This is a genomic window from Snodgrassella sp. ESL0304 (genome assembly GCF_013344995.1).
Lineage (GTDB): Bacteria > Pseudomonadota > Gammaproteobacteria > Burkholderiales > Neisseriaceae > Snodgrassella > Snodgrassella alvi.
Genome location: NZ_JAAEDR010000017.1, coordinates 106,915 through 128,628, shown reverse-complemented (window position 1 = coordinate 128,628; position 21,714 = coordinate 106,915). Strand labels below are relative to the sequence as shown.

General features: G+C 41.6%; 24 protein-coding genes. 22 read left to right on the top strand and 2 right to left on the bottom strand.

The window, feature by feature from the left end:
* From rplO to GYX91_RS10075, 22 genes are all read left to right on the top strand, one after another.
* Positions 1-435: a 50S ribosomal protein L15 gene (gene rplO, locus GYX91_RS10180; RefSeq protein WP_025331691.1), complete on the top strand. Its 435-nt coding sequence runs from the start codon at positions 1-3 to the stop codon at positions 433-435.
* 13 nt (positions 436-448) lie between these two features.
* Complete coding sequence (gene secY / locus GYX91_RS10175; RefSeq protein WP_025331690.1) at positions 449-1,765, top strand: preprotein translocase subunit SecY; 1,317 nt, start codon at positions 449-451, stop codon at positions 1,763-1,765.
* A 5-nt stretch (positions 1,766-1,770) separates the two neighbouring features.
* Positions 1,771-1,989, top strand: a complete 219-nt coding sequence (gene infA / locus GYX91_RS10170) for a translation initiation factor IF-1 (RefSeq protein ID WP_003684714.1) — start codon at positions 1,771-1,773, stop codon at positions 1,987-1,989.
* A gap of 18 nt (positions 1,990-2,007) precedes the next feature.
* Entirely contained in the window at positions 2,008-2,121 is a 114-nt protein-coding gene (gene rpmJ / locus GYX91_RS10165) for a 50S ribosomal protein L36 (protein WP_003697674.1), read from the top strand.
* Between the two features lie 56 nt (positions 2,122-2,177).
* On the top strand, positions 2,178-2,540 hold the full coding sequence (rpsM, locus tag GYX91_RS10160) for a 30S ribosomal protein S13 (protein WP_025331689.1): 363 nt from the start codon (positions 2,178-2,180) through the stop codon (positions 2,538-2,540).
* A 16-nt stretch (positions 2,541-2,556) separates the two neighbouring features.
* Positions 2,557-2,949 carry a 30S ribosomal protein S11 gene (gene rpsK / locus GYX91_RS10155; RefSeq protein WP_025331688.1) on the top strand — a complete coding sequence of 131 codons (393 nt, stop codon included), beginning with the start codon at positions 2,557-2,559 and terminating at the stop codon, positions 2,947-2,949.
* 15 nt (positions 2,950-2,964) lie between these two features.
* On the top strand, positions 2,965-3,585 hold the full coding sequence (gene rpsD, locus GYX91_RS10150) for a 30S ribosomal protein S4 (protein ID WP_025331687.1): 621 nt from the start codon (positions 2,965-2,967) through the stop codon (positions 3,583-3,585).
* 24 nt (positions 3,586-3,609) lie between these two features.
* Complete coding sequence (rpoA, locus tag GYX91_RS10145; RefSeq protein ID WP_025331686.1) at positions 3,610-4,596, top strand: DNA-directed RNA polymerase subunit alpha; 987 nt, start codon at positions 3,610-3,612, stop codon at positions 4,594-4,596.
* Between the two features lie 18 nt (positions 4,597-4,614).
* A complete protein-coding gene (gene rplQ, locus GYX91_RS10140) occupies positions 4,615-4,998 on the top strand; it encodes a 50S ribosomal protein L17 (protein ID WP_025331685.1) in 384 nt (127 codons plus the stop codon).
* A gap of 448 nt (positions 4,999-5,446) precedes the next feature.
* Positions 5,447-5,833 (top strand): hypothetical protein, encoded by a 387-nt coding sequence (locus tag GYX91_RS10135; RefSeq protein ID WP_174830746.1) that lies wholly within the window; start codon positions 5,447-5,449, stop codon positions 5,831-5,833.
* Between the two features lie 14 nt (positions 5,834-5,847).
* Entirely contained in the window at positions 5,848-7,176 is a 1,329-nt protein-coding gene (miaB, locus tag GYX91_RS10130; RefSeq protein ID WP_174830745.1) for a tRNA (N6-isopentenyl adenosine(37)-C2)-methylthiotransferase MiaB, read from the top strand.
* Between the two features lie 205 nt (positions 7,177-7,381).
* Positions 7,382-8,695, top strand: a complete 1,314-nt coding sequence (locus GYX91_RS10125; protein ID WP_041880047.1) for an NCS2 family permease — start codon at positions 7,382-7,384, stop codon at positions 8,693-8,695.
* Positions 8,696-8,820: 125 nt separating this feature from the next.
* On the top strand, positions 8,821-9,384 hold the full coding sequence (locus GYX91_RS10120) for a carbonic anhydrase (protein WP_025331681.1): 564 nt from the start codon (positions 8,821-8,823) through the stop codon (positions 9,382-9,384).
* Positions 9,381-10,016 carry a nicotinate-nucleotide adenylyltransferase gene (nadD, locus tag GYX91_RS10115; protein ID WP_025331680.1) on the top strand — a complete coding sequence of 212 codons (636 nt, stop codon included), beginning with the start codon at positions 9,381-9,383 and terminating at the stop codon, positions 10,014-10,016. The genes GYX91_RS10120 and nadD overlap by 4 nt, the downstream gene beginning before the upstream one ends.
* A 62-nt stretch (positions 10,017-10,078) precedes the next feature.
* The gene (rsfS, locus tag GYX91_RS10110) at positions 10,079-10,468 is read left to right on the top strand and encodes a ribosome silencing factor (protein ID WP_110414712.1); all 390 of its coding nucleotides are present in this window, start codon (positions 10,079-10,081) and stop codon (positions 10,466-10,468) included.
* Positions 10,469-10,500: 32 nt separating this feature from the next.
* Positions 10,501-10,971, top strand: a complete 471-nt coding sequence (gene rlmH, locus GYX91_RS10105; RefSeq protein WP_174830744.1) for a 23S rRNA (pseudouridine(1915)-N(3))-methyltransferase RlmH — start codon at positions 10,501-10,503, stop codon at positions 10,969-10,971.
* A gap of 206 nt (positions 10,972-11,177) precedes the next feature.
* Positions 11,178-13,055, top strand: a complete 1,878-nt coding sequence (dxs, locus tag GYX91_RS10100; protein ID WP_174830743.1) for a 1-deoxy-D-xylulose-5-phosphate synthase — start codon at positions 11,178-11,180, stop codon at positions 13,053-13,055.
* A 606-nt stretch (positions 13,056-13,661) separates the two neighbouring features.
* Positions 13,662-14,666, top strand: a complete 1,005-nt coding sequence (gene dusB, locus GYX91_RS10095) for a tRNA dihydrouridine synthase DusB (protein WP_174830742.1) — start codon at positions 13,662-13,664, stop codon at positions 14,664-14,666.
* A 43-nt stretch (positions 14,667-14,709) separates the two neighbouring features.
* Positions 14,710-14,946, top strand: coding sequence for a Fis family transcriptional regulator (locus GYX91_RS10090; protein WP_037394816.1), 237 nt, complete (start codon positions 14,710-14,712; stop codon positions 14,944-14,946).
* 32 nt (positions 14,947-14,978) lie between these two features.
* Positions 14,979-16,553: a bifunctional phosphoribosylaminoimidazolecarboxamide formyltransferase/IMP cyclohydrolase gene (gene purH, locus GYX91_RS10085; RefSeq protein WP_174830741.1), complete on the top strand. Its 1,575-nt coding sequence runs from the start codon at positions 14,979-14,981 to the stop codon at positions 16,551-16,553.
* Between the two features lie 32 nt (positions 16,554-16,585).
* Positions 16,586-17,392: a sulfite exporter TauE/SafE family protein gene (locus GYX91_RS10080; protein WP_096765811.1), complete on the top strand. Its 807-nt coding sequence runs from the start codon at positions 16,586-16,588 to the stop codon at positions 17,390-17,392.
* A gap of 25 nt (positions 17,393-17,417) precedes the next feature.
* A complete protein-coding gene (locus GYX91_RS10075) occupies positions 17,418-18,053 on the top strand; it encodes an MBL fold metallo-hydrolase (RefSeq protein WP_174830740.1) in 636 nt (211 codons plus the stop codon).
* A gap of 193 nt (positions 18,054-18,246) precedes the next feature.
* Here the strand turns inward: GYX91_RS10075 and GYX91_RS10070 are convergent, their stop codons facing one another.
* Positions 18,247-19,533 carry an AmpG family muropeptide MFS transporter gene (locus tag GYX91_RS10070; protein WP_037394660.1) on the bottom strand — a complete coding sequence of 429 codons (1,287 nt, stop codon included), beginning with the start codon at positions 19,531-19,533 and terminating at the stop codon, positions 18,247-18,249.
* Between the two features lie 198 nt (positions 19,534-19,731).
* On the bottom strand, positions 19,732-21,240 hold the full coding sequence (gene rmuC / locus GYX91_RS10065; RefSeq protein ID WP_238791338.1) for a DNA recombination protein RmuC: 1,509 nt from the start codon (positions 21,238-21,240) through the stop codon (positions 19,732-19,734).
* Positions 21,241-21,714 lie beyond the last annotated feature (474 nt).

The following is a 21,714-nucleotide window of genomic DNA, read 5'->3' as shown; positions in this document are numbered from 1 at the left end:
ATGCTTTTGAATACCATTCAACCTGCTGAAGGTGCTAAACACGCGGCTCGCCGTGTAGGTCGTGGCATTGGCAGCGGTTTAGGCAAAACTTGTGGCCGAGGCCATAAGGGTCAGAAAAGCCGTAAAGGTGGTTATCATAAAGTCGGTTTCGAAGGCGGTCAGATGCCTTTGCAACGCCGGCTGCCGAAACGCGGTTTTAAATCTCTGACTGCTAATCTGAATGCAGAAGTGCGTTTAGATGAACTGGCTAAAATTGCAGTTGATGAAATTGATGTTTTAGTTCTGAAACAGGCAGGACTGGTGCCTGCTACTGCTCTGAATGTTAAAATTATTGCATCAGGCAGTATTGATAAGGCGGTAACTTTAAATGGTATTAAGGCCACCAAAGGTGCGCAACAGGCCATTGAAGCTGCCGGTGGTAAAGTAGCAGAATAAGGCAAGGACTCAAGTGGCTAATCCGCAATCCGCAACAGGACTTTCAAAGTTCGGTGATTTAAAAAATCGTCTGTTATTTTTACTTGGTGCGTTGGTTGTATTCCGCATCGGTTCACATATTCCAGTGCCCGGTGTGGATGGTGCTGCTTTGACCAAATTGTATGAAAGTGCCGGCGGGGGCATATTGAGTATGCTTAATATGTTTTCCGGCGGTTCTCTGCAACGGTTCAGTATTTTTGCAATAGGTGTAATGCCCTATATTTCAGCCTCAATTATTATTCAGCTTGCTTCTGAAATTATTCCTTCATTGAAGGCTCTAAAAAAAGAAGGTGAGGCGGGGCGCCGTACTTTGACCAAATATACCCGTTACGGTACTGTTTTGCTGGCCACTTTGCAAAGCTTTGGTGCTGCTGCATTTGTTTACCAGCAAAATGTAGTAGTTTCCGGTCAGATTGAGTTTTATTTCTCAACTATGGTTTGTCTGGTTACAGGAACCATGTTTCTGATGTGGCTGGGTGAACAAATTACTGAACGTGGTATAGGTAATGGTATTTCGCTGATTATTACCGCCGGTATTGCAGCCAGTCTGCCTGCCGGTATTGGTCGTTTGCTGACATTAACCAGTCAGGGATCAATTAGTTATCTGATGGCTGTTGCACTGATTGTTGGTGCGCTGGCATTGATATATGCTGTTGTATATATTGAAAGTGCACAACGTAAAGTACCTGTGCAATATGCCAAACGTCAGGTAGGTAATCGCATTATGCAGGCGCAAAACTCTCATCTGCCGTTCAAACTGAATATGGCTGGGGTTATTCCGCCAATTTTTGCATCCAGTATCATTTTGTTTCCATCTACTCTGTTAAGCTGGTTTGGTTCGGCAAATCCGGATAGTTGGTTACAGAAACTGGCTACATTATTGCAGCATGGTCAGCCTGTTTATATTTTGTTATTTGCAGCTACTATTATCTTCTTTTGTTATTTCTATACGGCTTTGGTGTTCAGTCCAAGGGAAATGGCAGAAAATCTGAAGAAAAGTGGTGCTTTCGTTCCGGGTATTCGGCCTGGTGAGCAAACCAGTCGTTATCTGGAGAAAGTTGTATTGCGTTTGACCTTTTGGGGCGCAATTTATATTGCTATCGTGTGCCTGATTCCGGAAGTGCTGACTTCTGCGATGAATGTACCTTTCTACCTAGGTGGCACCTCACTACTTATTCTGGTGGTGGTGACCATGGATTTTAAAACGCAAATCGCTTCTTACGTAATGAGCAGTCAGTATGAACATCTGATGAAGCGTTCTGCGATGAAATCATTATCATCACGTCGTTAAGTATTATGGCTAAAGAAGATACCATACAAATGCAGGGTGAAATTCTTGAAACCCTGCCCAACGCAACTTTTAAAGTTAAACTTGAAAACGATCACGTCGTTTTAGGTCATATCTCCGGAAAAATGCGCATGCATTACATTCGTATTTCACCCGGTGATAAAGTGACTGTGGAATTGACTCCGTACGATTTGACTCGTGCCCGCATCGTTTTCCGCGCCCGCTAAGAGTAGAAAGGAAATAATATGCGCGTTCAGCCATCGGTAAAGAAAATTTGCCGTAATTGTAAAATCATTCGTCGTAATCGTGTCGTACGCGTGATTTGTACTGACCCTCGTCATAAACAACGCCAAGGCTAATGGATAACCATAAGTCTTTGTGTTATAGTGACAGACTTTTGCCCTAAGGAAAAAATATGGCTCGTATTGCAGGGGTAAATATCCCTAACAATGCCCATATCGTAATTGGCCTTCAGGCTATTTATGGTATTGGTTCGTCTCGCGCTAAACTGGTTTGCGAAGCTGCCGGCGTTGTGCCGAGCACTAAAGTAAAAGATTTAGACGAGACTCAGCTTGATGCTTTGCGTGAACAGATTGCCAAATACCATGTAGAAGGTGATCTACGCCGTGAAGTAACCATGAACATCAAACGTCTGATGGACATGGGCTGTTATCGTGGTCTGCGTCATCGTCGTGGTTTACCGTGCCGTGGTCAGCGTACCCGTACCAATGCGCGTACGCGTAAAGGTCCGCGTAAAGCGATCGCAGGCAAGAAATAATTGATAAGGAATAATAATGGCTAAAGCAAACACAGCTCGTGTGCGCAAGAAAGTACGTAAATCCGTAAGTGAAGGTATTGTGCATGTACATGCATCTTTCAATAATACCATCATTACTATCACTGACCGTCAGGGCAATGCATTATCTTGGGCTACCTCTGGCGGTGCTGGTTTTAAAGGTTCACGTAAGAGCACACCATTTGCCGCTCAGGTTGCGGCAGAAGCAGCTGGTAAAGTTGCCCAAGAGTATGGCGTAAAAAATCTGGAAGTTCGCATTAAAGGGCCGGGTCCTGGTCGCGAATCTTCTGTGCGTGCGCTCAACGCTCTTGGTTTCAAGATTACCAGTATTACAGACGTTACTCCATTGCCACACAATGGTTGTCGGCCACCTAAAAAACGTCGTATCTAACAGGAGTATTTGAGTATGGCACGTTATACCGGCCCGAAATGTAAATTAGCCCGTCGTGAGGGCACAGATCTGTTTCTGAAGAGTGCACGTCGCTCTCTGGATTCAAAATGTAAACTAGACTCTGCTCCCGGCCAGCATGGCGCAAAAAAACCGCGTTTGTCCGGCTATGGTCTGCAATTACGTGAAAAACAGAAAATCCGCCGTATTTACGGTGTGTTAGAACGTCAGTTCCGCCGTTACTTTGCTGAAGCAGCCCGTCGTAAAGGTTCGACTGGTGAATTGCTGCTTCAGTTGTTGGAATCTCGTTTAGACAACGTGGTATACCGTATGGGGTTTGGCTCTACTCGTGCCGAAGCCCGTCAGTTGGTATCTCACAAAGCCATTACCGTGAACGGTCAGGTTGTAAACATCCCTTCTTTTCAGGTGAAAGCTGGTGATGTGGTTGCTGTTCGCGAAAAAGCCAAAAAACAGGTGCGAATTCAGGAAGCATTCAGTCTTGCCAGCCAGATCGGTTTACCAAGCTGGGTTTCTGTTGAAGAAGGCAAGCTGGAAGGTGTTTTCAAAAACATGCCAGATCGCACTGAATTGAGTGGCGATATTAATGAACAGCTGGTGGTAGAGTTTTACTCTAAATAAAGCTGGTTAAGTGAGGACAGTTAAATGCAAAACACATCCGAATTCTTGAAGCCACGTCAAATTGACGTTGACACCTTGTCTGCTACCCGTGCCAAAGTGTCTATGGAGCCTTTTGAACGTGGTTTCGGCCATACGTTGGGTAATGCTTTGCGTCGTATCTTACTGTCATCAATGAATGGTTATGCGTCGACAGAAGTAACGATTGAAGGCGTATTGCATGAATATTCTACACTTGACAGCGTTCAGGAGGATGTTGTTGATATTCTGCTGAACCTGAAAGGTGTAGTATTTAAAGTGCATGGCCGCACAGAAGTAACTTTAAGTTTGAAAAAATCAGGTGCTGGTGTTGTTACCGCAGCTGATATTGAGTTACCTCATGATGTCGAAATTGTTAACCCTGATCATGTTATCTGCCACCTGTCTGAAGGTGGTAGTATCAATATGGAAATTAAGGTTGAACAAGGCAGAGGTTATGAATCTGTGTCAGGTCGTCGTAATAAAGACGACCACAAACGTATCGGCGCTATTCAACTAGATGCAAGCTTTTCGCCTATCAGTCGTGTCAGCTTTGAAGTAGAACCTGCTCGTGTTGAGCAGCGTACTGATTTAGATCGTCTGGTTTTAGATATTGAAACCAACGGTGCTATTGACCCTGAAGAAGCAGTTCGCAATGCGGCCTGTATTTTGATTGATCAAATGTCAATTTTTGCAGATTTACAGGGTACTCCAGTTACCGTGGTAGAAGAGAAAGAACCACCGATTGATCCGATTCTGCTTCGTCCAGTTGATGATCTGGAGTTGACCGTTCGTTCAGCAAACTGCTTGAAAGCTGAAGATATTTACTATATTGGCGATTTGATTCAACGCACAGAGACTGAATTGTTGAAAACCCCGAATCTGGGTAGAAAATCTCTGAACGAAATCAAGGAAGTCCTGGCTTCCAAAGGATTGACGTTGGGTTCAAAACTGGAAGCCTGGCCGCCGGCCAGTCTGGAAAAGCCACAAGTTTGATGATTAAAGGATAATGACATGCGTCATCGTAATGGTAACCGCAAATTAAATCGCACCAGCAGTCATCGCGCTGCTATGTTGCGTAATATGGCCAATTCTTTATTGACTCACGAAACAATTGTAACTACTTTGCCGAAAGCAAAAGAGTTGCGTCGTGTAGCTGAACCATTGATTACTTTAGGTAAAAAGCCTTCACTGGCTAATCATCGTTTAGCTTTTAATCGTACACGTGATCGTGATGTTGTTGTTAAGTTATTCAATGAGTTAGGCCCGCGCTTTGCTAATCGGAATGGTGGCTATCTGCGCATATTGAAGTATGGCTTCCGTAAAGGCGATAATGCTCCGCTGGCTCTGGTTGAGTTGGTTGAGAAAGCACCTGAATCTGAAGCTGTAGCTGAGTAATCAGGCTTCACGAACAAGCCAGCCATCAGGCTGGCTTGTTTCATTTTGATTTTTTGCTTTATGGTTTTGTGAATAGTTTGAAAATGTATATTTATTTAGTTGTCGTGATGTAGTAATTCAGTATATATCTATAAATTTTAATAAGTACGATTCACTACTTTTTTCATCATTGAGTAAGTTTGGTTTTTTGTTATGATGCCGAAAATATAGTTATTTTAGGAATTAATCAATACACAAATAAAAAGCTGATTTTTGAACCGAATTTAAACTACTTGTTTAGTGTAAGTTTATTACCGTAATTCTATTTAAATACATTTGTTTGATTTAATAAGTTTGTATTTACTGTTTTAGCTTTTCAGAATTCGTTTTTCTTAAAAAGCTGCTGTTTATCTCTCTTCTGCGTATAATTATTGACGCTTAGCTGACTATTGTTATTTAAGGAGAAATCATGAAATATTTACGTTTAGTATTGTTGAGCCTGATTTTTTTATCCTCTTCATTAGTATGGGCAGGTCGTGTTTTACCTAATGATATTCATATAGTTGTATTGAAACAAGCAGAAGGACAGCAGGTTGTATTAGGAACGGCAAAAAAAGCATGGTTACGTACGTTAAGTTTGGGCTTAGTTAAAGGTAATAAAACATTTCAATTAAGCAGGGGAGTACGTATACATGATACAAATAATCGTTTTGTTACGTATAACAATTTATACAAATTTAAGAATGCAACGATAGCAGTGCGAGTTGACAGAGCAAGTCAGATTCAGGAAATCTGGGTACTGACTGATGAAGAGCAGGACGCATTAGTAAGACCTAATAATCCTCAGGTTGAATAATTATTGTAGGTGTTATGAAAAAAGTATTTATACGAACCTTTGGTTGTCAGATGAATGAATACGACAGTGAAAAAATGCTGTCTGTTCTGGCAGAAGGGCAACCATTAGAACGAACTGACAGGGCTGAAGATGCAGATATTATTCTTTTTAATACCTGCTCGGTTCGGGAAAAGGCTCAGGAAAAAGTATTTTCAGATTTGGGTCGTATCCGACCTTTGAAAGTTAAAAATCCGGATTTAATTATCGGTGTAGGTGGTTGTGTGGCTTCACAAGAAGGTGAGGCGATTATTCAGCGCGCACCTTATGTGGATGTGGTTTTCGGTCCTCAGACTTTGCATCGTTTACCACAAATGATTCTTGATAAGGAAACCAGTGGTCTGTCACAGGTAGATATTTCTTTTCCAGAAATAGAAAAATTTGATCATTTACCGCCTGCACGTGTTGAAGGTGGAGCAGCGTTCGTATCTATTATGGAAGGCTGTTCCAAATATTGCAGTTTTTGTGTTGTACCCTACACGCGCGGAGAGGAATTTTCACGTCCACTTGACGATGTGCTTACTGAAATTGCCGGTCTGGCACAACAGGGTGTCAAAGAAATTAATCTGCTGGGACAAAACGTAAACGCCTATCGCGGCGATATGGGTGATGGTGAAATTTGTGATTTCGCAACGTTGCTGCGCATAGTGCATGAGATACCCGGTATTGAACGCATGCGCTTTACGACTAGCCACCCGCGTGAATTTTCTGATGCAATTATTGAATGTTATCGTGATTTACCTAAGCTGGTATCACATTTGCATCTTCCGGTACAGTCTGGTTCCGACCGTGTTTTAATGGCAATGAAACGTGGCTATACAGCCTTAGAGTATAAACATATTATCCGTAAGTTGCGGGCTATCCGGCCGGATTTATGTTTAAGTTCAGACTTTATTGTTGGCTTTCCGGGAGAAACTGAGCGTGAGTTTGAGCAAACTCTGAAGCTGGTACAAGACCTGGCTTTTGATTTGAGCTTTGTATTTATCTATAGTCCGCGTCCGGGAACACCAGCAGCAAATTTACCGGATGATACTCCTCATGCCGAAAAAGTACGTCGTCTGGAAGCATTAAATACAGTGATTGAAGCTGAGACAGCGCGTATTAATCAATCTATGCTTGGCAGTATACAGCGCTGTCTTATAGAAGGTGTGTCTAAAAAAGATCCTAATCAGTTACAGGCGCGTACAGCAAATAACCGGGTAGTTAATTTTACAGGGCATCCTCGTCTGATTAATCAGATGGTAGAGCTGGAAATCACTGAGGCACATACTTTTTCTTTACGCGGAAAAATGGTTTTAGCCGATTAAGTGATTAATCTTTCTAATAAGGGGAAACGCTGCATTAATCCATTTATCTGGATACCGGAACATGTACATTAATACAGTATAAAGGCTGTGCTTGTTGTCGGAATGTGATGCTATATTTATTTGTTTTTTCGTCTGGTTATCAGTAAACATTTATTAATGATAACCGGTTTTGTCTGGCCTTTGTTCGGTATTAAAAGGAATTGGCATGAGCCCAGCGGGTACTTCTTTTCTGGATCGTTTTTTTAAAATTAAAGAAAGTGGCAGCAGTGTGCGCACTGAGGTGTTAGCCGGTCTGACTACTTTTTTGGCAATGAGCTATATTCTGGTAGTTAATCCTTCTATTCTTAAGGATGCCGGAATGGATTTTGGTGCGGTATTTGTGGCTACCTGTATTTCTTCAGCTTTTGCCTGCATGATGATGGGATTGGTAGCCAATTATCCGATCGCACTCGCGCCCGGTATGGGACTGAATGCTTATTTTACTTATGCTGTTGTAAAAGGTATGGGTATATCATGGCAGGTAGCACTGGGTGCAGTTTTTGTTTCCGGTATTGTTTTTATTATCTTAAGCCTGTTTAAGGTGCGCGAAGCGATTGTTAATTCACTACCGAATTCTCTCAAGTATTCTATTGGCGGCGGTATTGGTTTATTTCTGGCTCTGGTTGCGCTCAAAAGTGCCGAAGTAGTGGTATCTAATCCGAACACTCTGGTCAGCCTGGGTGATATTCATTCTCCTCAGGTGCTGTTGACGATCGTGGGCTTTTGTTTCATAGTTACTTTGGAGCATTTCCGCATACGTGGCGGAATTATTATCGGTATTTTGGCAATTACGGCTATTGCTTCAGTAGCAGGTCTTAATGAGTTTAAGGGAATATTTGCGCCTGTTCCCTCTCTGGCTCCTACCTTTTTACAGCTGGATTTTCATGATTTATTTAGCATGAGTCTGGTTAGCGTTATTTTTGTGTTTTTCTTTGTGGATTTATTTGACAGTACCGGTGTTCTGATTGGTGTTGCCGGACGTGCCGGTTTGTTAGTGGATGGCAAATTACCACGGGTAAAAAAAGCGTTGCTGGCCGATTCAACGGCAATTGTAGTCGGTGCCGGGCTGGGTACTTCTTCTACTACTGCTTATGTAGAGTCGGCAGCAGGAGCAGCTGCAGGCGGCCGTACAGGTCTGACAGCAGTGGTGGTTGGTCTTCTGATGCTGGCCAGTTTGTGGTTTTCCAAGCTTGCTGCCAGTGTGCCGGCATATGCAACTGCGCCTGCTTTGTTATATGTGGGTGTACTGATGATGCGCAGTATGATGGAAATTGACTGGAAAGATGTATCTGAAGCTGCACCTGCATTTTTTACACTGATTTTTATGCCTTTCGCTTATTCAATTGCAGATGGCATTGCAATGGGTTTTATTAGTTATGCACTAATTAAACTGTTCTGTGGCAGAGTTAAAGAAGTTTCTTATATGGTGTGGATTATTGCTGTACTATGGGCTTTTAAATTGCTCTGGTTAGGTGCATAGACAGTTCGGTTTGTTAACAGGCAGCCGTTGGGCTGCCTGAATATTTTATGGTTTTTGTTCTTCGGGCTGATGTATCAATGTAATAAGATTCATGTAACGATTAAATAAATGCAGAGGGAGAAATTATGTCTTTAATCGATGAAATTATGGACTTTAATCAGAGATTTGTTGATGCAGAAGAGTATGAGCAATTTTTTACAGATAAATATCCGGAAAAAAATCTGGCGATTGTTTCCTGTATGGACGCACGGATTCTGGATTTATTACCCCGTGCTCTGGGATTGAAGAATGGAGATGCTAAGGTAATTCGTAATGCCGGTGCTTTAGTCACCCATCCCTGGGGTTCCGTGATGCGTTCATTACTAGTGGCTGTATTTGAAATGAATGTAACTGAAATTATGGTGATCGGGCATTATGATTGCGGCATGCAGGAATTACATGTGCCTGATATGCTTGACCGAATGCGCGCCCGGGGGATCAGCGATGAGCGCCTTGAAATTCTGGAAAATGCCGGCGTAGATTTCCATAAATGGTTAACTGATTTTGATTGTGTGGAAGATGCTATTATGCATTCGGTGAATATGATACGTAAGCATCCTCTGATGCCCAGTGAGATTAGGGTGCATGGTCTGGTTATTCATCCGATTACTGGTAAGCTGAATATTGTGGTTAACGGAAATAAAGTATGAAACGTATCGGTTTGTTTGGCGGTACTTTTGATCCTCCGCATAATGGGCATATTCATATTGCACAGGGTTTTGCGGATGAGTTAATGCTGGATAATGTTATTTTTATTCCGGCTGGTGATCCGTATCATAAACCGACAGTTATCTGTACACCGGCACTACAACGTCTTGCTATGGTGGAAAGGGCAATTAGTACAGACAAACGTTTTAGTGTGTCTGATTGCGATGTACTACGTAATGGACCTACATATACTATTGATACAGTATCTCTGTTTCGTCAGGTATTTCCGCAGACTCAGTTATGGTGGTTGCTGGGAATGGATTCATTGTTGCAATTACCTCACTGGCATCGCTATCAGGCTCTGCTACAAAGTGTGAATCTGGCAATTGCTCAGCGCGGTCAACAGAGATTAACCGATTTGCCGGAATCATTGCAGCAATGGTTGCCAGATGCACTGGCTAAAAATATGACGGTACCGGATGGTAGTGATGGCGGACGTGCAGTTTTATTACAAACATCATTTTTACCAGTCAGCTCAACTGATATTCGTGCAAAATGGTCATCAGGTCATCATGATGATGTTCCGGAGACTGTGGCTGAATACATCGACCATGAAGGTCTTTATCAGGCATAATTTATATTTATAGAGTATTTCTAAGCTGGAAATGCTTTTAACATAATAGGGTATTTTACTATATGGATGAAAATCTTATCGCTCAATGGGAAAATATGGTAGCCGTTAGCGTTAATGCACTTGAAGATATTAAAGGAAAAGATATTATTGTGCTGGATACTTCAGCACAAACTTCGCTGTTTTCACGCATGATTATTGCCAGTGGTGACAGTACACGTCAGGTAAAGGCTCTGGCCAACAATGTGGCTGTCGATTTGAAAGAGGCTGGTTATGAAATTATCAGCACTGAAGGTCTTGATGGCGGTGAATGGGCATTGGTTGATGCTGGTGATCTGGTTGTGCATGTTATGCAGCCAGCAGTACGCGATTATTATGATATTGAAGCTTTGTGGGGTGGTGAAAAACCTTCCTTTCATGCTGGGGCAGCTAAGCCATGGCAGGCTGCAGATTGATTTGTGCCGGATACTCATTTTACTGGAATTGAATGAATATTACTGTGCTGGCGGTAGGAACGAAAATGCCGCAATGGGTAGATTATGCTGTGACCGATTACAGTAAAAGATTTGGTCGTGAAATTCAGTTTCAGCTTAAAGAAATCAAGCCGGAAAAACGTGGTCCCGGGACTAGTACAGCGCAGGCAATGGCTGCAGAAGAGGCGCGTATTGTTACAGCCATTCCTGCGCATAGTTACCTGATAGTTCTGGATGAGCGCGGAAAAGCCCCTACTTCGATGGAACTCGCTGACTGGTTAAAAAAATGGCAGCATCAGGGTGATAATCTGTGTTTTGTTATTGGTGGTGCCGATGGTATGACTGATGGTTTAAAGCAGCGGGCGAATTTGTTATTGCGGCTCTCCAGTCTTACTTTACCTCATGGTATGGTGCGGGTATTGCTGACAGAGCAGCTTTATCGTGCACAGTCGATTCTGCATAATCATCCTTATCATCGTGAGTAATTCAATAGTGTTGATTGGTAATTTAAGATTGAATTGTTTTGATTGACTTAAATTATTTGGATGAATCCGGATAAAAATAATTTATCGTCATACAATGAAATACCCCCGTGCAGGGGGTATGCTGGTATATAATTACTCTGCATTTACTTGGCAGGTATTTGATCTGTCACCCGGATTAATAAATTAATAATAAGCAAAGTCTGATCATGAATCCTACACCACTGCTTGATACCATTGATTTACCGCAGGATGTTCGTCGTTTACAAAAAACACAGTTACCTAAGCTGGCCGATGAATTACGCGCCTATTTACTGGAATCAGTAAGTAAAACAGGTGGACACTTTGCCAGTAATCTGGGGGCAGTTGAGTTAACTGTTGCTTTGCATTATGTATATCAGACGCCATATGACCATCTGATTTGGGATGTAGGGCATCAGAGTTATCCGCATAAAATTCTGACCGGACGTAAGCAACGCATGAATACAATGCGGCAATGCGGTGGTCTGGCCGGGTTTCCTAAACGAAGCGAGTCTGAATACGATGTGTTTGGCGTCGGTCATTCCTCTACTTCGATTGGTGCTGCTCTGGGTATGGCTGTTGCTGATAAATTACAGCATAAAACCAATCGTAGTGTGGCTATTATTGGTGACGGGGCAATGACGGCGGGACAGGCATTTGAAGCGTTGAATAATGCCGGAGATATGGACATTGATTTGCTGGTTATTCTCAACGATAACGAAATGTCTATTTCACCCAATGTGGGAGCTTTACCCAAATATTTAGCGAAAAATCCTTTGCATGATGTAAAAGACTTAGTGAAATCTATCAAGCACAAATCAGAAAAAGTGCTGAGTCTGGTTCCGGGTGCTCTGGATGTGGCTCAGCGGGTAGAAAATAAAATTAAGGGGCTGATTGAAGAAAGCACCAGCTCTGAAACTTTATCATTATTTGATAATTTTGGATTTACCTATTCCGGTCCGGTTGACGGGCATGATGTGATTCAGCTGGTAGATGTATTGCAGGAAATGCGCAGCCGTAAAGGGCCGCAATTGTTGCATATTATTACTAAAAAAGGGCATGGCTATAAACTGGCAGAAAATGATCCGGTTGCATTCCATGCTGTCAGTGCATTTGATCCTCAGCAGGGTTTGCATTCATCTGCCGGGGCTGCTAAACCCACTTATACACAGATTTTTAGTCAGTGGATAATCGATCAGGCCGCAGCAGACAATAAATTACTGGCCATTACTCCGGCAATGCGTGAAGGCAGTGGTCTGGTAGAGTTTGAGAAGCTTTACCCTGAACGTTATTTTGATGTAGGTATTGCAGAACAGCATGCGGTTACTTTTGCTGCCGGACTTGCCTGTGAGCAGATGAAGCCGGTTGTAGCAATTTATTCAACTTTTCTGCAACGTGCTTACGATCAGCTGATTCATGATGTGGCATTACAGAATTTGCCGGTTTTGTTTGCTATTGATCGCGGTGGAATTGTCGGTGCAGATGGTCCGACACATGCGGGTGTCTATGATTTAAGCTATTTGCGCTGTGTACCTAATCTGGTAATTGCTGTTCCTAGTGATGAACGCGAATGCCGTTTACTATTATCAAGCTGCTATCAGCTTAATCAGCCGGCGGCTGTGCGTTATCCGCGTGGTACGGGTACCGGTATCGAAGCGGGATCAGATTTGTCCACAGTAGCAATTGGTAAGGGAGTAGTACGCCGCAAAGGAAGTAAAATTGCTTTGGTAGCGTTTGGTAGTATGGTACAACCGGCACTGACTGTAGCTAATGCTATTGATGCTACAGTAGCAGATATGCGTTTTGTCAAACCACTGGATACAGAGTTATTAGTACAGCTGGCAGCAGAACATGATTATATAGTTACGCTTGAAGAAAACAGTAAAATTGGCGGTGCAGGAAGTGCTGTGCTTGAAGCGCTGGTACAGCATAATCTGACTAAACCCGTTTTGACACTCGGAATTCCTGATATTGTTACTGAACATGGTGATACAGCACGATTGTTAGCGCAAATGGGATTAAGTGCAGAAAAAATTCAGCAACAAATTCTTCAATGGATAGAATAATTGTTATCTAAATAGTATCAGGCAGCTTAATAGAGTTTTTTATCTTAATAAAACTTTATTAAGCTGCTCTTTTAGTAGGATAGACTGGATTTGTAGCTTTCAATATATTCTGCCACCTAACTGTAACTAAAATCATCTAACTTCACTCGCAAATAAAATAAATATTGCCAGCAGGCCTTAAAATCACTTTAAATATCACCAGTAATCTGCTTGTGGTTATTTGACCAACAAGTCGACAGGCTGTTTTATATCTTCTTATCCAAGTGCTGACATTTTGAAATAGTCGCTTTATTGCAGTAGAGATAAATATAAGCAGATAGCATAAAATTTATTATATTCTGGCCTGTTAGTTAGTATTTTACTCGTAATCGATTAATCAGTATTTAACCGATGCAGCAAATATCTATTTCGGACATCTGAAAGCAAATTGCAGAAAACAAACTGGGCTATAGTATTAGCGGGCTAAAACTATTTTATATTTAATAAATAATTTTTTAAATTAATCAATGAACTATGTTAATAATATTATTTATATTTGGAGTGAGTGCCTAAAAAATGTACAATATTTAGATATTTATTCTTCTTTCTCCGTTTGATTTAGCAATTATGCAAATTGGTTGTTATCAGCTTGCTACTCCGTTTGCCTTAGCTCCGATGGCAGGTATAACTGATAAACCTTTCCGTCAGTTATGCCGTGAATTTGGTGCAGGCTGGGCTGTAAGTGAAATGATTACCAGTGATCCTTATTTACAGAAAACTCGTAAGACTTTGCAGCGGGCAGACTACGACGGTGAAAGCGGGGTCAGGGTAGTACAGATTGCGGGTAGTGATCCGCAGCAGCTGGCCGAGGCTGCCTGCTATAATGTAGCCCGTGGTGCTGAAGTAATTGATATTAATATGGGCTGCCCGGCAAAAAAAGTATGTAATGTATTGGCTGGTAGTGCTCTATTACAAAATGAAGCACTGGTTAAGACTATTTTGCAAACAGTTGTCGGCGCAGTTGATGTTCCGGTAACGCTGAAAACCCGTCTGGGATGGGATGATGATCATCGTAATATTTTAACCATTGCGCAAATAGCTGAACAAGCAGGAATTGCTGCTCTTGCTATCCACGGACGAACACGAACACAAATGTACCGGGGAACGGCAAGTTATGATCTGATTACACAAGTAAGACAGCAGATAAATCTGCCATTATGGGTTAACGGTGATATTACCAGCCCGCAAAAAGCGATTGATATAAGACAACAAACTGGCGCCGATGGTGTAATGATCGGGCGCGCTGCACAGGGACAGCCATGGTTGTTCCGCGATTTGGTACATTACTATAAGCATGGTTGTTTACCGCAGCCACTGACCGTAGCGGAGCATGCGCAAATTATAGTTAATCATGTTTCTGCTATACATGATTTTTACGGGATATTTACGGGGGTGCGCATTGCCCGTAAACATATTGGCTGGTATGTGTCTGGTTTACCGGAAGGTGAAATTTTTCGCAGACAGGTGAATACGAGAGATGATGCGCAAATACAGTTGCAGCTGGTTAATGATTTTCTGGACAGGCAAGTAGCACAATTAACAGAGTGGCCATGTGATTACCGTGAGCAATAAGCAGTTTGCCCTGAGTTATATAAGGAAAATGTAAATGAGTGAAATGCCTAAAGTTAGTATCGCTCAATGTATAGAGGCAAATGTACGTCAATATTTTGCTGATCTTGATGGTGAAACACCTTGTGCAGTATATGATATGGTATTACAGCAGATGGAACTACCGCTATTACGTTGTGTAATGGACGTATGTGATAACAATCAGACACGTGCAGCACAAATTCTTGGTTTGAACCGCAATACTTTACGTAAAAAATTAATCCAGCATCATCTGCTGGATTAAATCAGTAATATTCGCATATTAAGGGAGAAATTATGGCTGTAATCAAACGGGCACTGCTGAGTGTATCAGACAAAACTGGTGTAATTGAATTTGCGCATCAGCTGGCACAATTAGGAGTTGAATTGCTGTCAACCGGCGGCACAGCCAGTTTACTGGCTGATGCCGGTATTGCTGTCACCGAAGTGGCAGACTATACCGGTTTTCCGGAAATGCTGGACGGACGGGTTAAAACATTACATCCGAAAATTCATGGCGGTATTCTGGGACGGCGTGACTGTCCTGAGCATGTAGCACAAATGGCAGAGCATGATATTGGAACCATTGATCTGGTTTGTGTAAATTTGTATCCATTTGCGGCAACAGTAGCTAAACCTGACTGCACACTGGAAGATGCTATTGAAAACATTGATATTGGTGGTCCGACAATGGTGCGTTCTGCGGCCAAAAACTGGCGGGATGTAGCCATTGTTACAGATTATCATGATTATGAAGCCGTTATTGCCGAAATACAGCAGCTTGGCAGTTTATCTATGCAAACGCGTTTTAATCTGGCACGAAAAGCTTTTGCCCATACAGCTCAATATGACGGTATGATCACTAATTACCTGACTCGTATTGACGATCAAAATCTGTCCGGAAAGCCGCAATTACACATTTTTCCTCAGCAATATAACCAGAACTGGTTGAAAGTTCAGGATTTACGCTATGGAGAAAATCCTCATCAGCAGGCAGCATTTTATCGTGATGTGAGCCCGGCTGCCGGTAGTCTGGCTAATTATCGGCAATTGCAAGGCAAAGAATTATCATATAACAATATTGCTGATGCCGATGCAGCATGGGAGGCTGTTAAATCTTTTACTCAGCCAGCCTGTGTTATCGTTAAGCATGCTAACCCTTGCGGAGTAGCAGTTGCAGCGGATACGTTAACCGCTTACCGTCTGGCATTTGCTACCGATACAACCAGTGCATTTGGCGGTATTATCGCGTTTAACCGTGAGGTAGATGCAGTAACAGTAGAAGCAGTTACCGGTCAGTTTCTTGAGGTATTAATGGCACCCGGATTCAGTGCAGAGGCAAAAGCCATTATTGCTGCTAAAAGAAATGTACGTGTGCTTGAAATCCCATTGTCAGCCGGAGCCAATCAGTTTGAATTAAAGCGTGTTGGCGGTGGTCTGCTGGTACAGACACCGGATAATCATCAGATCGAAAAAGCACAATTGCAGGTAGTCACATTACGTTCACCGACTGAACAGGAAATGCATGACTTACTGTTTGTATGGAAAGTAGCGAAATACGTAAAATCGAATGCAATTGTTTTTGGTAAAGGTGGTCAAACCTACGGTATCGGTGCAGGTCAGATGAGCAGGGTCGATTCAACCAGAATCGCTGCCCGTAAGGCACAGGATGCAGGTTTTGAACTGGCAGGTGCCTGTGCTGCCTCAGATGCATTTTTTCCTTTCAGAGATGGCGTAGATGTAATTGCTGCGCAGGGTATTAAAGCCATTATTCAGCCTGGCGGTTCTGTACGGGATGAAGAGGTGATTAATGCAGCCAATGAGCATGGTATAGCAATGGTCGTAACCGGAGTACGCCACTTTCGCCATTAATATACAGTATTAGTGCAGCAAAAAAATAATCTATGGAACTGCTTGCTTATTTAATAATCGGTGCGGTAGCCGGCTTTGCTGCCGGTCTGTTCGGAGTAGGTGGCGGTTTAATCGTTGTTCCTATACTCTATATAGTCTTTATGCATGCGGGCTATGGTGAGGCTGTCACCATGCATCTTGCGCTTGGCACATCCCTGGCCACTATTATGGTTACGTCAGTCAGTTCCATGCTGGCTCATAATAAAAATCATGCAGTGCTCTGGCCGGTGGTAGGACGGTTAACTCCCGGACTTGTATTTGGCTCATTCGCAGGTGCGGCTATTGCCGATGCTTTATCCGGTCAGAAATTGCAACTGGTTATCGGTATTTTTACTTTGTTCGTTGGCATCAATATGCTTCGCAGTGCCCGGGTAAAATCCAGCAGACAGAACAGGCCGTTAATTAATCCACGCTGGCACTGGTGTGCAGGTGTTGTTATTGGCCTGGCATCTGCTTTATTTGGTATCGGAGGCGGAAGTTTAACAGTGCCTTATCTGAATCGAAGCGGAATAGCAATGCAACAGGCAGTAGGATCCTCCGCTGCATGTGGTTTGCCGATTGCGATTGCCGGAGCTTTAGGCTTTATATTCTTTGGAGCGCATGAACACATTGATATAGCTCATACCATTGGTTATGTTCATATTTACGCATTTATTGGTATAAGTATTATGAGCTTTATCACTGCCAGACAGGGTGCTAAAGTAGCTCATCGGCTTTCACCGACAATGCTGAAGCAATGTTTTGCCTGTTTACTATTATTCATGAGTATATATTTTTTAAGCAAAGCACTATTCTTATAAATTAGTAACAAAATAAGAGAAAATAATGGCTTTACAAATTCAAGTGATACCAGTAACACCATTTCAACAAAATGCAGCATTGCTTTGGGATGATGTCAGCAGGGAAGCTGTACTAACTGATGTTGGCGGAGAGGCTGAACGTTTATTATCTGCAGTCAGCCAGCACCAGCTTAAACTGCAGGCTATCTGGTTAACACATGGACATCTTGATCATGCCAGTGGTGTAGCCGATTTAACTGAGCAGCAAAGTGTTCCCGTGCTGGGGCCGCATCAGTCTGATGATTATTGGTTGCAGGCATTGCCTGAAATTACCGCTAATTACGGTTTTCCGGTTAGTAAACCACTTACTCCCACACGCTGGTTGGAAGATGGCGATGAATTATCCGTTGGTGAACATAAATTTATTGTTTATCACATACCCGGTCATACGCCCGGTCATGTTGTGTTTTACAATCAGGAAAATAATTTATTGATTGCTGGTGATGTTTTATTCCGTGAATCTATCGGCCGTACTGATTTTCCAGGCGGAAATCATGCTGATTTAATTCATGGGATTCAAAGTAAACTACTAACTTTGCCAGATAGTACTCGTGTTTTGCCGGGGCATGGTCCTATGACTACTATCGGTCATGAGAAACTGCATAATCCATATTTACGCTAATCAGGCTTGCATTTAACTGACAAAGTGTTCAAATTTATCCTGCAAAACCTGATTATTGAAGCTTTAATGCAAATATTTAGAATTATGTATTCTGAATTGAACCAGATCATTCTGTTTGCCAATTGGCTTTTGAATCAGGCACAAACTAAGTTCTGATAATCTCTTTTTAGTTTAATTATATGTACAAGCAGTACTAAGTATCTGTTACGTTTTGATTCCATGGCGCAACTTTTATTAATAATAGCATACCGGGTAATGCCAGAAAGAAGCATAACCAGAAAAAATTGACAAAGTCCAGCCAGTCAATCAGATAACCGGTTGTTGCATTAATCAAAGTTCTTGGTACTGCTGCCAGACTGGTAAACAATGCCAGTTGTGTGGCAGTAAAAGCAGGATTGGTTTCACGTGCCATATAAGCCACAAAAGCAACCGTACCCAGACCCACACCAATTGCTTCAACGCCAATAACGGTTGCCAGCATTAATTGCTGCTTTAAACCGATTACGGCAAAAGGTCCCTGACTTGCCAGCCAGACAAATCCCAATATAGAAAAAACCTGTACCAGCCCGAATAGCCATAAAGCACGATTAATACCTAATTTAATCATCCAGATCCCGCCCAGAATGCCAGCAATAATTGTTGGCCACAAACCGGCATTTTTAGCAATCAGACCGATATCTTTATTACTGAAGCCCATAGCTTTATAAAAAGGTGTAGCCAGTGCAGTAGCCATACTGTCACCCAGTTTATACAAAAAAATAAAAAACAGTATCAGCAAAGCACTTTTAACACCTTTACGATTAAAAAATTCATTAAAAGGCTCAGTAACTGTTTGTTTAAAAGATTTATGAGTAATTACCGGAAGTTTGGGTTCTTGTGCCAGAAAGAGCGTCATAAACAGACCAGGAAGCATAAATAATGCGGTAATGGCGAATACTGTCGACCATGGATATGTGTCAGCCAGAATCAATGATAAGGAACCCGGTACAAGTGCGGCAATACGATAGGCATAAACATGAATCGTATTACCTAATCCTAACTCATTATCCTGCAATATTTCACGCCGGAAAGCATCCAGAACAATATCCTGACTGGCCGCAAAAAAGGCTACAAACACTGACAGGATTTTTATAGTTGTCATATTCTGATTAGGATTAAGCCCGATATAACCGAGTAAAGTCAGCAATAATGCAACTTGTGTGATAAGCATCCAGCCACGCCGTCTCCCTAGCCATGGTAATTTAACTGAATCCATTAATGGTGACCATAAAAATTTCCAGGTAAAAGGCAGGCCGGCAATGGAAAATGAAGCAATAGTTACCAAATCTATATGTTCACTACTTAACCATGCCGGAATCAGATTAATCAGAAAATATAACGGCAAACCGGAGCTGAAACCTGTAAATATACATATCAGCATATGTCGGCTAAAAATTATGCGTAATAATGGAACAGATGATTGAGAATCAGTTTGAGTCATTCGGATACAATCCAGCATCAAATGATATATGCCTGAAAGACTACATAAATATTAATTATTTATGTAATTGGCAAGATGGTTAAAAATACTGTCTGTCAACAGCTCTTGTAAGTTAGTTTATAATTTAAGTTACTGATATATACTTAAACAAAATCATATTTAAATCATCAATACATTAAAATAAATGGCGAACTTTTTTCAAAGTGAATCAGGAATAGACAGCGTTAGTTCTTCCTCGTCGTCTTCTGAGATTTGATAATGTTCTGGTAAAATTTTACCGCTTTGTACACCTAATTGACGTAATTTATTGGCTTTACTTACCAGATTACCACGTCCGTTTACTAATTGCCCCATTGCTTTCTGAAATTGTCCCTGAGCCTGATCCAGATTTTTACCTACACCTTCAAGCGTATTCACAAAACCAACAAATTTGTCATATAGTTTGCCGCCTTCTTTGGCTATAGCCAAAGCATTCTGGTTTTGCTGTTCATTACGCCAGATATGGGCAATTGTACGTAATGTCGCCAGTAAGGTGCTGGGTCCGACCAGCATAATCCGTTTCTGAAAACAATCATCAAAAAGCTGATTATCCTGTTGCAAGGCAAGTAGGTATGCCGGTTCAACCGGAATAAACATGAACACAAAATCCAGTGTATTTAACCCGTCAATTTCATCATAGCTTTTAGCTGAAAGATCCTTAATATGCTGGCGTACCGACTGAATATGGGCTGCCAGTGCTTTGGTCGCAGAACCGGGATCTGTTGCCTGAGTATAGCGTACATAAGCAGTTAACGAAGTTTTTGCATCAATAACGATCTGTTTATTCTCCGGTAAATTCACCAGAACATCCGGTTGCAGCCGGCGCTGCCGGCCATCCTCATCAATAACAGTAGAGGATGCCTGTAAAACATATTCACGCCCCTTATGTAAACCTGAATTTTCCAGCACTTTTTCCAGAATCATTTCGCCCCAGTTACCCTGATTTTTATTCTGGGTACCAGTTAATGCATCTGTAAGTGCTTTAGCATCATTGTGCAGCTGCGCATTTAACTGCTGTAAATGTTTCAGTTCAGTTTCAAGAGTAGTGCGTTCTTTAGCTTCTTTTTCATAAGTATTTTGTACAAGCTGACTAAATCCCTGCATACGTTCATGTAAAGGAGTTAATAACTGATTAAGACTGGTTTGATTCTGTTCACTGAAACGTTTACTTTTTTCTTCAAGTATATCATTGGCCAGTGATTTAAACTGATCAGTCAGACTAACACGGGCTTCATTGAGCAAAGTTAGCTTTTCATCATAAGTTTCACGTTCATGCTTTAATTGTGTAGTCAGACGACTATTTTCCACACGCACATGATTTAATTCTTCCTGTACCTTTAGAAACTCTTCTTCACGCAAATGCCATTCCTCACTACGTAACTGCCAGTCTTGTAGTTGCTGTTCTGCTGCTGCCAGTTGGGTAGAAACAGACCGGCACATTTGCTGTTCCCGCTCTAAAGCACTCTGAATATCGGTTAATTGAGCATTAACAGCTTCGGCTGCACTTAAACGTTTATGTACGATCTGTAACTCTTGGCGGCAATTACAAAGCTCAGCATTATAATTCTGATTGATTTGGTGTAGATTATTTACTTCTGCCTGGATTCGACTTAGATCATTTTGGGCTTCAGATAAGAGAATATGCCCGGCCTGGCGTTCCTGTAACAACTTTTGGCGTGAAAATAGATATAATATACAAATGATTAAGATAAATAAAAATATCAAAATTAGCCAAGTCATAATAGTCATGATTTATTAAAATTTATAGCAAACAACAGTGTTAAATAATAGCATTTATTTAACACTGACATCGAATAATTCAGTGTTGTAATGTGAAGATTAGACTAAACCTATTGATGAGCTACTGAAAATAGTTATATGAATATTGAATTCGTATATTCTATTTATATTAAGTATATTTAAAATGTTAAAAGCATATAAAATAATAAAATTCATAAGTAGTATCAAAATAATCGATATTTATTAATGAATTCTGTATTTGGTTTTATTTTTTGCAGATATCTGTATTTAATATGCTGAAATAATAAAAAGATATCATAAAACCCAAGTTTATTTCCAATAATCATAAATATATGTATACCCTTATTTCAACGTATTAGGTTGTTAATATGTTGCAGATAA